Source organism: Mesorhizobium muleiense, from assembly GCF_900099905.1.
GTDB classification, from domain to species: Bacteria; Pseudomonadota; Alphaproteobacteria; order Rhizobiales; family Rhizobiaceae; genus Mesorhizobium; species Mesorhizobium muleiense.
The window spans coordinates 1-13,956 of the sequence record NZ_FNEE01000045.1 but is presented as its reverse complement, the minus strand read 5'-3'; the positions used below and the strand labels follow the sequence as shown (position 1 = coordinate 13,956).

At 60.4% G+C, this 13,956-nt stretch carries 11 protein-coding genes and 5 pseudogenes; 10 read left to right on the top strand and 6 right to left on the bottom strand.

Annotation, left to right across the window (positions count from 1 at the left end; all coding sequences use genetic code 11):
• The 3 genes from BLT09_RS33100 to BLT09_RS33090 form a co-directional block, all read right to left on the bottom strand.
• Positions 1-520, bottom strand: a 520-nt coding sequence (locus BLT09_RS33100) for an NAD(P)/FAD-dependent oxidoreductase (RefSeq protein WP_139172729.1), incomplete at its 3' end; no start/stop codon positions are given.
• 471 nt (positions 521-991) lie between these two features.
• On the bottom strand, positions 992-1,291 hold the full coding sequence (locus BLT09_RS34745) for a hypothetical protein (RefSeq protein WP_206630030.1): 300 nt from the start codon (positions 1,289-1,291) through the stop codon (positions 992-994).
• A gap of 255 nt (positions 1,292-1,546) precedes the next feature.
• Positions 1,547-2,140 carry a GNAT family N-acetyltransferase gene (locus BLT09_RS33090; RefSeq protein ID WP_091600641.1) on the bottom strand — a complete coding sequence of 198 codons (594 nt, stop codon included), beginning with the start codon at positions 2,138-2,140 and terminating at the stop codon, positions 1,547-1,549.
• Between the two features lie 196 nt (positions 2,141-2,336).
• Here BLT09_RS33090 and BLT09_RS35405 point away from each other — a divergent pair.
• The 3 genes and pseudogenes from BLT09_RS35405 to BLT09_RS35400 all read left to right on the top strand — a co-directional run.
• Positions 2,337-2,949: pseudogene (locus tag BLT09_RS35405) on the top strand (transposase); the annotation flags it as partial.
• A 616-nt stretch (positions 2,950-3,565) separates the two neighbouring features.
• Positions 3,566-3,730 carry a hypothetical protein gene (locus tag BLT09_RS34555; protein ID WP_164891763.1) on the top strand — a complete coding sequence of 55 codons (165 nt, stop codon included), beginning with the start codon at positions 3,566-3,568 and terminating at the stop codon, positions 3,728-3,730.
• Between the two features lie 591 nt (positions 3,731-4,321).
• Positions 4,322-4,733, top strand: a pseudogene (locus BLT09_RS35400) (transposase); the annotation flags it as partial.
• A gap of 1,205 nt (positions 4,734-5,938) precedes the next feature.
• Here the strand turns inward: BLT09_RS35400 and BLT09_RS36030 are convergent.
• Positions 5,939-6,019 (bottom strand): annotated as a pseudogene (locus BLT09_RS36030) (integrase core domain-containing protein); the annotation flags it as partial.
• A 539-nt stretch (positions 6,020-6,558) separates the two neighbouring features.
• On the opposite strand from BLT09_RS36030, the gene BLT09_RS33055 reads away from it, so the two are divergent.
• Both BLT09_RS33055 and BLT09_RS35390 read left to right on the top strand, forming a co-directional pair.
• Positions 6,559-7,287: an SDR family NAD(P)-dependent oxidoreductase gene (locus tag BLT09_RS33055; protein WP_091600642.1), complete on the top strand. Its 729-nt coding sequence runs from the start codon at positions 6,559-6,561 to the stop codon at positions 7,285-7,287.
• A 188-nt stretch (positions 7,288-7,475) separates the two neighbouring features.
• Positions 7,476-7,791, top strand: a pseudogene (locus tag BLT09_RS35390) (IS110 family RNA-guided transposase); the annotation flags it as partial.
• Positions 7,792-7,905: 114 nt separating this feature from the next.
• On the opposite strand, the gene BLT09_RS33045 reads toward BLT09_RS35390, so the two are convergent.
• On the bottom strand, positions 7,906-9,150 hold the full coding sequence (locus tag BLT09_RS33045; RefSeq protein ID WP_091600637.1) for an ATP-grasp domain-containing protein: 1,245 nt from the start codon (positions 9,148-9,150) through the stop codon (positions 7,906-7,908).
• A 439-nt stretch (positions 9,151-9,589) separates the two neighbouring features.
• On the opposite strand from BLT09_RS33045, the gene BLT09_RS33040 reads away from it, so the two are divergent.
• Entirely contained in the window at positions 9,590-9,778 is a 189-nt protein-coding gene (locus BLT09_RS33040; protein WP_091600636.1) for a hypothetical protein, read from the top strand.
• A 789-nt stretch (positions 9,779-10,567) separates the two neighbouring features.
• On the opposite strand, the pseudogene BLT09_RS33030 reads toward BLT09_RS33040, so the two are convergent.
• Positions 10,568-11,378, bottom strand: a pseudogene (locus BLT09_RS33030) (IS110 family RNA-guided transposase); the annotation flags it as partial.
• Between the two features lie 21 nt (positions 11,379-11,399).
• Between BLT09_RS33030 and BLT09_RS35985 the strand changes: the two are divergent.
• The 4 genes from BLT09_RS35985 to BLT09_RS33015 all read left to right on the top strand — a co-directional run.
• The gene (locus BLT09_RS35985; RefSeq protein WP_244529187.1) at positions 11,400-11,558 is read left to right on the top strand and encodes an IS66 family transposase zinc-finger binding domain-containing protein; all 159 of its coding nucleotides are present in this window, start codon (positions 11,400-11,402) and stop codon (positions 11,556-11,558) included.
• Between the two features lie 259 nt (positions 11,559-11,817).
• Entirely contained in the window at positions 11,818-12,621 is an 804-nt protein-coding gene (locus tag BLT09_RS35980) for a transposase domain-containing protein (RefSeq protein ID WP_353830139.1), read from the top strand.
• 153 nt (positions 12,622-12,774) lie between these two features.
• Positions 12,775-13,173, top strand: a complete 399-nt coding sequence (locus BLT09_RS33020; protein ID WP_128342706.1) for a hypothetical protein — start codon at positions 12,775-12,777, stop codon at positions 13,171-13,173.
• A gap of 285 nt (positions 13,174-13,458) precedes the next feature.
• Positions 13,459-13,956: thiamine pyrophosphate-dependent dehydrogenase E1 component subunit alpha (locus BLT09_RS33015; RefSeq protein WP_139172728.1), on the top strand; the 498-nt coding region annotated here is incomplete at its 3' end.

Genomic DNA, 13,956 nt, shown 5'->3' with positions numbered 1-13,956 from the left:
CTCCGGGGAAGGCTGAGGTGCCTGTCTTGGCACGCGTCTCCCCGGCGTCGAGGATGTGCACCGGGGCGCCGAGCGCCTGCCACTGCCGAGCTCGCTCCGCGATCTCGGCAACGCCCTTCTTATCGGCTCCACAATGGATCGTGCCGGCCCGCTTCAGCTCGCACTGCAAGTTGTGCTTGTCGACGATCTCGAAGACGGTGCGTGGGGAATCGCGCAGCAAATTAAGCAAACGATCGCCATAGAGCGGACCGAGCGTCTCCTTGAGCGCCGAGGGCATAACCCAAAGGCCCGCATTCACCAACCCGGTGCTTCGCCCGGCGGCGCCAAAACCAATTTCGGCTGCCTCGATCACGACAGTGTCCAGGCCCCGCTCGGCAAGGTGGAGCGCGGTGGATAACCCGGTGTAGCCTGCGCCGACGATCGCGACGTCGGCGACGAGGTCACATCCCAGCCTCTCCGTCGCAGGCGGCGGCGGAGCTGTCCGCTCCCAAAGCCCATGCGACCGTCTATCGTTCAGCATTCTTTCCGCTCCCACCCCTTGTATGGGGCTTTCGCTGTTAAGGGGTATTTTTTCGATCGCATCCCTTTGTTCGACGGTTTGCGGCCATCCCTCCGTCCCGACCTACTTTCTGCGAAGGGCCGTGCGCAGAGCCCTGTCCAGGATGGCCGCTTCCGGCACCGCAGCCGGCGCGCAGCGTCCTGGACAGGGTCGAGCACGGCGCCATCGTTGCCCAAAAGGGGGGACCTCCTCGCGGTTGGATCATCGATGGTATCGGTCAAGCGGCACCGGGCCGATCGGGCGGATTAGCGCAAGGGGCGATCTGAGGGGGGACCTGCCAGCATGACGCCAGGGCGCCACAACCTTGTATTCGGCGGATCGCAGCGATCCGAACCCATGATGCAGTCATGCGCATCGGCGGCAAGGCTCCTCGGTGGCGGTTCCCATCCTCTCCCGCGTGCATGGATGTCCATGCCATAGATGCTTTACGGGTCACCGCCGCCTCGGATCATCTGGCATTGCTTCCGCTGTCGGCGGATGGATGCCCGGACCTTTGTGTGTCGTGTGCTCCTTAACTGTGTCATCCGATCGTTCATGGACCGGGCGCAGGATGGCCGTCCGGCACCTCGCCGCTGCCACATAGCGCCACAGCGCGATCAGCAGCTTGCGCGCCGGGGCCACGATCATGGTGTTGCGCAGGTTGCGCTGGAGACCGGCGGTGCGCTGCGCGAACCACTGCGCCAGGGCGCTGCCCTTCTGGAACATCAGCCACCGCCAGGCGAGGTGGATCATGCCGCGCCTGACCCGCGTATTGCGGGCCCGCTTTCTCGCGCCGTTTGGAGCCGCTCTCGTCCGGCGCGCCGGTCAGCCCGGCATAAGGCCACTGCGCGACGATCGCGCAGAGTGCGCGACAGGATCTCTTGCACCAGCATGCCTGCCGTCTCGATGCCAATGCCCATCATCCTGCTGACCACGACAGAAGCATGATCCCAGCGGCGTGATGATCACTCGAAGGGACTTGACGAGTAAGGGCCCAATACAGAAGCACTACTGATCTGGAATAACGTCTGGATCTGTGTAGGCCGAAACAAGTAATTCGTCCGTTTGGACAACCGTCGTAGGAAATACCTCGAAATATTGCATCATCATGTTGTTGCAAATTCGGTCCCTGACGTAGCAAAGGCCGACTTTCGGAGCTGCACTAAGCGCACGCGTGTTCGTTGGGCGAATGAATGCAGTGACCTTCTCAAGCGTTAAGCGCTCGAAAGCAAATCGTAATGTTGCCCTCCCGGCCTCGGGGGCGATCCCATGCCCAGCGGCCGCAAGGTGGAAGCAGTATACGAGTTCGACGTTATGTGGATCTTCGGGCAGATTCGGGCCACTGCACATCAATCCACAATAGCCAGCGAATTTTCTGGCTTCGCCTTCATCCTTGACAAACACCATCCATAAGCCGAAATGATTGTGCTGCCAATGATTGATAAACTGAAGCAGTGCAGCTTTCGACTGCTCTAGCGCCGGATAGACTCCATCTCCGACAGCGTTTACCACGAACGGATCGCTATGAAGTCCATGTAGAAGAAGCTCGTCGCTACGCGACGGCGGCCTTAGGATTAGGCGCGGCGTTTCTAGGATGTACATGAGAAGATCCCTTTTCCGACCCGGCAATTATCACTGACCGGCACAACAACAAACGTGGAACCATAATCGCCTAGAATGCGCTTTCCTTGGGTTAAAGTTCTAAGAAATCTCTGCAATAATCTTGTTTCTGGCGTGCTGACGGTTCTTCGAATTTGCTGACAGGGGCGGCTATTGCACGCTGATGATGTTGCTGAAGCTGGTCCGGGCGTTGCTGGCCTACAAGCGGGCGAGCCACGGTGTGTTCGATGCTGCGAACTTCCCACACCCCGATGAGGAGGATCGTCGCCGCATCACGCGTGAGCGCATGGCGTTGACGAACGAGCGCGTGCACCACGTCAACAGGATCAAAGGCCTTCTGTTCACCCCGGGCGTGTCCGGCTACGAGCCGCTGCATCGCGACCAGCGTCTCGCCGGCACCGGCGATGCTGCTCAATCTAAAAGGCATCGGGCCGGAGTTCGCATCCTGTGGTCGGAGGGGCTGTCGCGTCACTTTCGACAACGGACGACGGGTTGCCACCTATGCGGGCTCGCGCCGACACCCTGGTAGATCGGCGCGGTCGATCATGATCAAGGGGTCTCGAACTCGGGCAATCCAAGGCTGCGAACGACGCTGATCCAGCTCGCCTGGCTGTGGCGGCCCATGAACAGCGATCGGCGCTCACCTTTGTGGTTCGAGGATCGGGTGAAATGCAACGGCGGCCGTCTCAAGAAGACGATGATCGTCGCGCTTGCCCGCAATTGCTCGTCGCGCTGTGGAAATACGTCAACGCCGGTCCGTCATCAAGGGTGCGGCCATGAAGACCGCCTGACGCGTTAGCCAAACTGGAATTTCTGCAATCTTCCAGGACCCGATCCAGAGTCCTGGCGGATCCAGGTGGACGAACCGACTACTGGTATGGCCTCAATAGGCCCGTACATTAGAACGGTCTCTTCCTCCTGAGCCCTTGTCCGCCGCAAGCGGGATGTTGGTGCCGCTGTCTCGAACAGCGACCGTGTATAAGTTGGATCTGGCTCGGATAAACGAGCCGCGTCACGCAATCGGGCTCATACCATGGATTGGCCAACCGAACCGAGGAAGTGAAAAAATGTTGCCCTCACACACCCTTCCCGCGACCCTTCCTCACATAAGCGGCTGGCGGAGGCGCGGAGCCTTCGATCTGCGCAGCGCCGGAGCCGGTTGCGGTGAAGACCTCGGCGAAGGCCGCCGGGGGTCTGGTAGCCGAGCGAGGATTGCAGCCTCGCGGTGTCGTACAACTCGACCACGCAAGGCCCACAGGACCGATGTTGAGCGTGAGCTTCTTCACCCATGGCATCCCTGGGCTGAGCGGCGAGCCTTATCCATGAGGTGATCGAGAAGGGTGACGTGGCGGTCTTCCGCTGCACCCTTTGTGGCCAGCCATTGCGCCGGTGGCTGGAGATGCCGGCGTGAATCTGTTTTCGAACCCGAACGACGCCAAGACGGTGCAGACGCCGCAATGGCAGGCACTGCCCGCCGACGCGTCTATCAGTGACGAGGCTGATGGTCAGCTGATCCTCGATCACGTCGACAGCGACCGCACTCCAGCACAGGAGGCGCGTTATGATGCATGAGAAGATCAGGTCGCATCATCTGGAGCGCAATGCGATCCTGTATGTGCGGCAGTCGTCAGCCCAATCAGGTCCTGCACAATCGCGAGAACAGCATGCTTCAATACGCGATGCGCGACCGTATAACGGCGCTTGGTTGGTCTCGCATCGACACGATCGATGACGATCTCTGGCCGCTCGGCCGCCGGCACCGTCACCCGCGCCGGTTTCGACCAGATGGTCGCAGAGATCTGCCTTGGCAAGGTTGGTGTGGTTGCGGCGCGAGAGGTCTCGCGCTTTGCTGCAACAGCCGCGACTGGCAGCAGCTCATCGAGATGTGCCGCGTCGTCGATACCGATTGCTGCTGGGGTTGACGGGCAGTCTCAATGAGTACGAGCTCGATCTTCTGCGCCAGCGTTCGCTCTCGGCCCGCTACGACCCCGCCGTGGCGAACTCGTTGTTGCTGCCCCTGTCGGCTTCGTGAAGGTTGGTGATCGCCTGGAGAATGAAGCGGCCCCAAAATATCCGACAGGGACCCACCCTTATGTAAGAGCGAGTCTATCCCGACATTTTGACTAGAATTATCGACGAGAAGCCGATCCGCGCAGAGATTTTGCGGGCCCGGAGCGACGGCGCCGGCGCACCCCAGCCGAGAAGATGCGGATCGTTGAGGAAACTTATGCGCCTGGTGTGACGGTGAGCCTGGTCGCGCGCCAGCACGGCATCGCCCAAACCAGCTCTTCACATGGCGCCGGATCGCGGCACAGGGCGCGTTGACAGCTGCGGTTGCCTGCGAAGAGGTTGTGCCGGCATCGGACTACCAGGCTCTGCAGGCTCAGGTGCGTGAACTCCAGCGCGTTCTCGGCAATGAAGACGCTGGAAGCGAGAGCCTCAAAGAGGCCCTCGACCAGGCGAACCCAAAAAAACAGATGCTCCGCACGATGTCGCCGCCGAAGGACGGTTTGCGACGAGCGCGGTTGCCGAGACATTTGGTGTCGCGCGCGAGGAATGGCTGGCGTTGATCCGGGGCGCCCATGAAGGCTATGTCAGTTGGGAGCGAGCGGAGGCGATCCGCAAGATATTGAGCAACAACGTGCCGACGAGCCGGCATGGGGCGCCGAAGCATGGAGATGCGCTGCTCTCCGGGCTCAGCCGTTGACAAGCTTACGGGGCGATACATGGGCGCCAAGCACAACATTCCGCGCTATTCTTGCTGGAGAAGCCTGCTCGACAATGGCGAGCCGCGCTGCATCGCCTTCGGCGGACGATGATGCGATGAGGAAGCATTCCTGCGTCTGGTCGAGCCCGGCGCGATCGCTGCCGCGAGCGGGCCGAGGCACAGGCAGCAGCCCGCCGCGACCAGGTTCGGGATACCCTCAGTCGGCGATCTGGAGGTCGCCCGAACGCCGCCTACCGGGCTCTCCGGCAATATGATGACGCGGATCGGCTGGTCTCTGCAGAGCTGGAGATGCGATGGAACCATGCCCTCTCGCATGTTGGCGAGATCGAAAGCAGGATTGCCCCGCATGATGTCAGGACGCCAAGGCCATCACCTGTGCTGGGCAAATGAAACAACGGCGCTGGCTACAGACCTTCGCAGCGTCTGGTCTGCACCAACGACGGATGCCAGGCTCAAAAAGGCGCAGCGTGCGCACCGTGATCCAAGAGGTGGTCGCCGATATCGATGGTGAAGCCTCCGAGTTCGTCCTGTTTGATCATTGGATTGGCGGCGCCATACCGACCGGCGCCTGCCGAAGGCTCGGCGGGGACAGCGCAACAGCACTTCCGGCGACATCATCACCGCCATCCGACAACTGGTGCTGATTGCCAGCGATGATCTGATTGCCGGTATTCTCAACCGGAACGGCTTGGTGACTGGGGGATGGCAATCGTTGGACGCGGGAGCGGGTCACCGCACACAGGGCACATCATAGGATTCCGGTCTTCCGGCCCGCACCGGACGGGAATGAACCGTGGCTTAATCTGAACAAGGCGGCGCGCCTCCTTCGCACCGAAGACCTCAGGCTCGCCGTCGAAGCCGGCGAGAACAAAGGCATTCATCCCCTGCCGGATGGTTGCGTGAATATTTAGCCGATCAGAGCTGCGAAAGCCGCAAGCCCAGCACATTGTTCAGCGCGCGACGGAACCCGAAATACCCCCGCAGGATCGCATCCTCACAAGCAAAATCTGTTTACTTCAACGATATAGACCGATGGGTGTTATGAAGCAGGGATTGTAGTCCCCCCGCCATTCGGCGATGGAGATGCGGGCGTTGTCGAGGCCGAAGAACAGGCTCTCGTTCAACAGCTCATCGCCGCATCCAGAGGAGACCGATCAGGCGCTTAGGGTTGCACTCTTTGTCGGATCTTCGACGATGTCGGAACATAAGACACAGCGCTATTAGAGTGATGCATTGTTCAGCAATGGTTTGTTGTTTGGCACGACACATGCAGGGCAATTCGCAAACGCGCTGCGGCACGGACTTAGGAGGAGGCATGAAAGAGGTGTCGCCCACTGGAAGCAGGGATCGCTAGATATGCAGGTGATCATGGGACAGTCACGTCTTGTGCCGACTGGCTTATCTTTCCTGGGTTTTGAAGAACTCGAGGAAGAAGGCAAAGCGTGGCTGCAGCGGGGGCCGGCCTGAATGGCGAGCGTCGCCATCCATTGCGAGCAAGTTTTAGCGAAAGATTTAGCGAGCCAGAACTGGTGTTACTTTCCCTGGTAAGCCCAAAACGCCCCTTCTGTGCTCAGCCTAACCCGAGGGAAGTAGCTGGGTCTCAGCCAAGCATCCACCAACGAATTCAAGATGGCAACCGAGAGGAGCAAGGCCAATGATGCATCCCGATCTCATGAAGCGTTTTGACCTTGCCGGCCGTTCGGCGCTAGTCACCGGCGGCGCGCGAGGCATCGGTCTGGAAATTGCGCGGACGCTAAGGATGGCCGGCGCCTCGCTCATGCTGGCCGATCTCGACCTCGACGCTACCAGGAAGGCCGCAGCCGGAGTAGGTGCCGAGGTCCGTGCATTCCGCTGCGACGTCGCCGATCCGCGGTCAGTGCGCGACCTAGCCGCAGCGATCGGCCCTTGCCCGGATATTCTCGTTAACAATGCCGGGGTCGGATGCGACCTGCCGACAAAAGATATAAGTGATGACGACTGGCGGTTGGTGATCTCAGTTAATCTCGACGGCGCGTTTTATTGCTGCAGGACCTTCGGCGCGGCGATGGCCGAGCGCGGTTCGGGCAACATCGTCAATATTGGTTCGATGTGCGGCTTCATCGTTGCAAAGCCGCAAAACGGCCCAGCCTACAACGCAAGCAAGGCTGGCGTGCACATGCTCACCAAGAACTTCGCCTGCGAATGGGCAAAATCGGGCGTTCGCGTAAACGCGGTCGCTCCAGGATACATTGCCACGAAGATGACCAGTAACCCGGTTTCGACCTGGGTCGAACTCACACCGATGGGCCGCTTGGGCCGCACAGAGGAGATCGCAAATGTCGTTCAGTTTCTCGCCAGCGACGCCTCCAGCTACATGACCGGCGCAATTCTCAACGTGGATGGAGGATACACGAGTTGGTGAGGGCAGAATAAGCGAGGAGCCGTAAGGGCCACGTACGTCCTTCTGCAATCGGCGGGAAGCCATTTTGGCGGTAGGCAATGCGGTTGGCTATTTTCTCCTACTGATGGCGGCTTCACCTCACCCGTTTGCTGCACAGCGGCGATGAGCTTTTGGCGGCCTGAAGCGGCGATCTGCCGCCCTGCACCGATGTTTTGACGATCGTCCGGGATGATGAGAATTGCCGCCGGCTGCCGTCGATTCGCGGTGTCGGCCCGGTCCTGGCGCGGGCCTACACCAGCAGGATCGACATGCCGGCCCGCTTTCCGCAGCTCGAAGGCGGTGACCCTGCTGACGCGGAGGACGAAATGGTCCTGGCCGAAGACCTGGGCGATGAACGTCGCCAAGCGGCGCGGCCAAGAGAAGGCCGTTGTCGCCCGTCGGCTGGCGGTGATCATGCACCGGATCTGGCGCGACGGCACGCAGTTCCGCTGGACCAGGACGGAAATCATGCCGGTCGCCGGCTGACCACGTCCCGACCAGCGTCAGGATGCCGCCGTGCTCGTGACCGTCAAACGCAAGTCGCTGCGCGATGTCCCCCTGCAGTCCCAGCCTTTGGTGAAATCCCGACCCCCTCGACTTTCAAAACGGCTTGTTATCCGCGAACAGTGGGAATGGTGTGATCGACCAACTGATTAAGTCGACGGCATGCTGAAGTATCGCTTCGGTTTGAGCGAGGTTGGGTGAAGAGGCGATGACATGTCCGATCGAATCTCGGTAATCGCCTTTCCTGATGATCGGCATCTTGGGTTCAACATGCAATTTGACCTCGGCGACACCTGATACGGCAGCTGCCCGACTGGCGCCGCCAATGCAATCGAGGGTGCCATCGCGATCAGGAACGAGGAACCGTGCGGCCGCAGTCTGCGAGTGCCTTCTGCGCAAATCCCATTCGTCGCCGATGACAAGCTTGATGTGCTCGGTGATGAGATCGATGCCGTAAGCCAGCTGAATCAGTTGGGGAGTGGGCGTGCCATGAAGCCGCGGATTGACTTCAATGACGACTGGGCCACGCTTCGTCCACCGGAATTCAATGCCCGTTGGCCCCCAGCCAAGGCCGAGAGCTCGCAAACAGCTCAACGAAACATCGGCGATACGCTCACGCTCGTCATCAGTCAGCGGGGCCGGAAAGGTGCACTCCCGACCGACGAAATGCGGTAAGGGGCCGAAGTCAGTGGCGGTAATCCCAATGACCTCATTTCCCATTATGTCGGCGGCATAAAGCGGGCCTTGCGCGAATTCTTCGACCAGTATCCTGGGCGAAGACCACTGTTTGTGCTTTCCGCCCAACAGATGGATGGTATGTTCGGTCAACTCGTCGACGTCGCGGCACAATCGGACACCTACGCTACCGTTGCCGACCGCTGGCTTAAGAACCACCGGCAGGCCGATCTCGGCAGCAGAGCTTTCTATGTCCGTCGCATCCGCTGCCAAGCGATAAGCTGGTACTGAAACGCCGGCCTCGGCGAGGAGTTGACGTTGAACGAACTTGTCGCAGCATCGTTCAATGGATGTGGGATTCGGCCCCGGTAGATCGAAATACCGGCAGAGCTTGCCAACCGTCGCACAGACCGACTCCCTGGCGCACGTAACGCCGGCAATGTCATAGGTCGCACGTAGCCGGGAACATTCGCGGATCAGCGCATCGAGATCGTTTGTATCGACCCGGACTATTGCCTCAATCCTTTCCGCCGCAAGACAGTCGTACTGAGCTGGATCAGCCGACAGGATGATTGCATGAAGCCCAAGACGCTGGGACGCTTGGAGGTATAGCAGACCATTACCCATTGGACTGCCTTCAACCAGGATGACCGCTCTTTTTGCCATTGCTGTTGACCCTCGGTAGCGTGCTGTGCGGCGTCTGAAGCTTAAAGTAGCCGTGCCTGACCTCAGACATTGTGGTGAACGTACCATTGTCGGCGATTTGTCGTCGTGAAGGTTCTGTAAAATTTTGTTTGAGTGCCCGGACAAGGTCTGGGGATTGACCGGAGTTCCCCCTTCGGGGTTTGGAGAGTGTTGGGCAAGGGTGCAAGCGAACCGTCACCGGCAACCTGCATATTGACGAGACCTCCATTCAAGGGCGTAGCGGTCGGATATGCTTCACAAATACCACGAGCTGAACAATCAATTCTATCAAGCGGCAGTCAAACATCAATTTAGTCAGTTTAAGATTGCGCTCCTTCCATCTCAAGCGCGCCGAGCTGTACCGCTTGCTTGAGCGGCTCAAGCTCGTGCGCCGTCAGATCCGCACCAAGGCCCGCATGCGATGGTGCACCTCATCGCACGGGTCAACGGCGTCGGCATCAAGACGGCCGACATGCTGGTCGCGAGTGTCTTTCGCGCGGCTTGCGCGACTGCCGCGCTGGCGCGCTATGCCGGCCTCACCGGCTCGAGAGCGGCAAACGTGAGAAGAGGCTGGCGCGCGCCGGCAGTGCCGGCGTGCGGGGCTGCATGATCCAATTGGCCTGGCGCTTCTGTTCCAGAAGGACGGCGCCTGGCGCAATGATTCCACGCGCGTACGGCCGACGGCCGCAAAACCACGCGCTACGGATAACGATCCGAGGTGACGGTAACCCGAAGCTACACATTGCTGGCATGAATGCAACTCACGACCTTTTGACGATCCAAGCCTGGTGCTCGGGCACGCACAGGTCGCCACGACCCACCGCTATGCCACAGCGGATGTCGAGATGATGCGCAATGGACTCGAGACGGCGGGCGTCACCGACGATCACGGCGTGCGTTTCCGACTAAATGACTCCGTTCTGCAACTGCTGAACTCCATCTGAATATTATGTGGCGGAGGCAAGCTGGGTTTGGTGTCGCTGACGAGGGCTCAGCTGGCGTGTTTGCTCGACGGGATTGACTGGCGCAACCCGCAATACAGCTGGCGTCCGGCGAGCGCGGGATAGGACGCAGATTTCCTCACCCAAAGCGGCATTTTTCGGTTGCGCCGAGAGTCAAGTGCTTCTCTATTCGGCATGTTGAGGTCAAGCGCTTTCGGCTTGCGACTTCTCCGGCGTTTGACGTCGTTCGCGGGGCCTCGCTTCTCTACGGGATCGGCTCCGGGCCCTCCCAGCATGGGATCAGGAGAATGAGGCGGCACAATCTGACTCGCGACCTGATCGGACTGCAGCGCGACCGATCCGAGCGCTTCAACGAACTCGCCTCATCCATCGTCCCGCGAAGGACGTGCTTCCGCCGGTTGGCGGAACTTTATCTCTCTCCTTTGCGGCCTTGCCGGTCAGCCGGCGGCGGGTAGGGCCTCCTGCCGCGTCCAGCGGAATTCGGTGCCGTCCACCCACATGCGGTGCATGATGACTGCCAGCCGACGGGCGAGTGCGACGATCGCTTAGACCGCACCGCTTGGCGACATTCATCGCCCACGCCTTCAGCCAGGACCACTTCTTCACACGCGTTAGCATCACTTGGGCGGCTTCATAGAGCAAGGGGCGCATCATCCCGTCGTCGCAAAGCGAGACACGCCCGGCGCGGTGGCTTTCACCCGATTGGTTGAGCGCCGGCGCTAGTCCCAGGATGGACCCGACCGTTTTGGAGTTTCTGAATCGCTGTGGAATGTCGATCGGGGCGGTATAAGCCAGCGCCACCACAGGACCGACGCCGGAGATCGTCATCAAGCGCCGACAGACTCTTCATCGTCCCGCACGATTCTCAGACGTCTGCGATGTAGAACTGTAAACTGTTCGCGCAGCTTGCAGCGCACCTCCAGCAGCGGCGTGACAATTTCGGCCAGTTCACAACGTCCTTCGACGAGCTCGCTAATCCGTTCCTCAAACTTGACGGCTCCGACGAGGCCAACCTTGAGCCCAAAATTGCGCAACAGGCCGCGGATGTCGTTCTCGATGGCGATCGCCTTTCCCTGCAGCTTGCGGGCCGTCAAGAGTGCCCGCCGCTTCTGGCTCGCCAACGTCTTCACATGCACCGGGCGAAACAGGTTGACGCGCTGATTTGCGAGATGCCGCGCGCATCGTTGCGATCCGTCTTGTTCGGCTGTGCCTTGAGGAATGCCTTGGTGTTTGGCGGGTCTCGATGCAGGGAAGCCGTTTCCCGAGCATCTGCCGCGTGAGCGCATCGTCATCCCCGCGCCGTGTTCGTGCCCGACCTGCGGGACGCGGCTCTCGAAGCTGGGCGAGGACGTGACCGACACGCTGGAGGTGATCCCGCGCCAGTGGCATCCAGACGGTGCGCGAGAAGTTCTCGTGCCGGAACTGTGAGACGATCACCCAGCCGCCGGCGCCGTTCCATGTCGTGTCGCGTGGCCGGGCAGGTCCTGGCTTGCTCGCCCTGCTGCTGTTTCAACAAATCCGGTCAGCATCAACCATTGAACCGCCAGGCTGAGCGTTTCGCGCGCCAAGGCGTGCCACTGGGCCTGTCGACGCTCGCCGACCAGGTTGGCGCGGCCACTTTCGCGCTCATGCCCCTCTATCGCCGGATCGAGGTCCTTGCGAAGGGCAAGACCGATATCGGCAGGCTGTGGGTCTATGTCCGCGACGATCGGCCATTCGGCGGCGCCGATCCGCCCGCCGCGCTGTTCCACTATTCGCGCGACCGCCGTGGCGAACATCCGCGAGCGCATCTCGACACCTGGTCCAGTATCCTGCAGGCACACGCCTATGGTGGCTATGGCGAACTCTACGCTGCCGATCGTCGGCCAGGGCCTGTGCTCGAAGCGGGCTGCTTGCCCATGCGCGCCGCAAGTTCTTCGAACTTGCCGATGTCGAGGGATCAGCGCGCAACAAGAGCCGCGGCGAACGGACAGGGACGATCTACCCCGATCGCACTGGAGGCGGTGCAGCGCCTCGATGTCCTGTTCGATATCGAGCGCGAGATCAACGGATTGAGCGCCGAAGCGCGTGCCTGCGCTCGCCGGGAGCAGAGTGCTCCACTAATGGAGGACCTTCACGCTTGGCTGATCGTCCAGCTTGCCAAGCTCTCGCGCAACCACGATCTCGCCAAGGCCATGAAATACATGCTGCGCCGATTGCCGGCGTTTACCCGCTTTCTCGGCGATGCCGAATCTGCATTACGAACAATGCGGCTGAACGGCCCCTGCGCTGCGTCCCGCTCGGTCGCAAGGCCTGGCTGTTCTGCGGGTCGGATCGCGGCGGCCAGCGCGCTGCTGTCATCTACGCCCTCATCGGCACCGCCAAACTCAATGATGTCGACCCGCAAGCCTGGCTTACCGATGTGCTTGCACGCGTCGCAGAGCACCACGCCAACCGCCTCGACGAGTTGCTGCCGTTGAACTGGCGCAAGCCCGCCGCAATCGCGGCCTGACAATGCACATCAACAAAATCCATTCCCTGCGAACCATCGCACTCGTCGCCCGGGAACTCGGTGAAGATGAAGACTGGCTCGCCGAAATCGCATCGAAATGGAACCCGAGGACAGTCTATCTGGGTCTACGGGCCAGACCACGAAGACGGTGTCATGGCCTTCTCCGAATCGGCATCGCAAGGCTTCAAAACCCCATCGCCATCATCGCGACAAATAGCTTCCGTCCGCGTCCACCACCGGATGGATACCTCCTGTATCGGTTCGATGCGGGTTGATCTTGCCGTTCACGCGCAGATCCTAAAGCTGCTCCAGCCGCTTGGTGTCGAGGCTGCGCTGCAGGCGATCGAGACACGCCGGGTGGCACAATGCGCAACAGGTCCTAAAGAGCAGACCGATCTCAAAGCGAGGACATTTCAGGAGCAGGTCACGCCCGTTATCCGTTGCGCCGGCCCCAACCATTTTGTTCAGGCTTCCGACATTGTTGTCCAACTTCGAACAAAGGAAAAGCTTGCGCATGTCTTCCAGCAGCGCCTCGCCGCTGCTGACTGCTAGCCTTAAGTCAAATGGCACGGCGCTTGCGTCAGACTCTCTGGAATCCAGAGAAAGGTCGGTGCTCGGTAGCTGTATGGCGCATGCTTCAGATCACCCACGCCGACGCGAGGTGGCGAAGACTAGGAGCCAAGACCTCGCTTACATCCGGATGCTAAAGAGGTGGGAGCCGCAAAGCCTCATCTTATGCCTGGCATGCCGCAGTTGGCTTTGCGTCACTACCAGCCGAGAAGCAATGCGCCATCGCATGAGGCACCTTTTACTTGATATTGGAGGAACCTTTGAGTCATGCAGTTGAACGGTGATCAGAGACTAGAAGCATATCGACGGATGCTTCGGATCCGCCGATTCGAAGAAGAGGGTATGCGCCGGTTCAAAGGTGACAAGATCCCTGGTTTCTTCCACGCGAGCGTGGGTCAGGAAGCCGCTGTCGTCGGCGCATGTCTCGCCCTCCGGATCGACGACGCCATGATCGGAACGCATCGTTCGCACGGCCATCCGATCGGAAAGGGTGCGCATTTGGACGCTCTCATGGCCGAGGTGATGGGTAAGGAGGGCGGCATTTGCAAGGGGCGCGGGGGTTCGATGCACTTTGCAGACAGATCGGTCGGGATCATAAGCGAATCGGCCATCGTCGGAGGGGGCATTCCTCTCGCCACGGGTTGCGCGTTCAGCGCCAGGGTGCGGGGTATCGACCAGGTTACTCTTTGCTTCTTTGGCGACGGAGCAGTGAACCAGGGCACATTCCATGAGAGCCTGAATATGGCGTCACTCTGGAAGCTTCCT

Excerpts from the sequence above, each read along its gene's own strand:
- BLT09_RS34745 (WP_206630030.1), bottom strand. The coding sequence starts at position 1,291 with ATGATCCACCTCGCCTGGCGGTGGCTGATGTTCCAGAAGGGCAGCGCC.
- BLT09_RS33055 (WP_091600642.1), top strand. The coding sequence starts at position 6,559 with ATGAAGCGTTTTGACCTTGCCGGCCGTTCGGCGCTAGTCACCGGCGGC.
- BLT09_RS33045 (WP_091600637.1), bottom strand. The coding sequence starts at position 9,150 with ATGGCAAAAAGAGCGGTCATCCTGGTTGAAGGCAGTCCAATGGGTAAT.
- BLT09_RS33090 (WP_091600641.1), bottom strand. The coding sequence starts at position 2,140 with ATGTACATCCTAGAAACGCCGCGCCTAATCCTAAGGCCGCCGTCGCGT.
- BLT09_RS33020 (WP_128342706.1), top strand. The coding sequence starts at position 12,775 with ATGGCCTTCTCCGAATCGGCATCGCAAGGCTTCAAAACCCCATCGCCA.
- BLT09_RS33040 (WP_091600636.1), top strand. The coding sequence starts at position 9,590 with ATGGTGCACCTCATCGCACGGGTCAACGGCGTCGGCATCAAGACGGCC.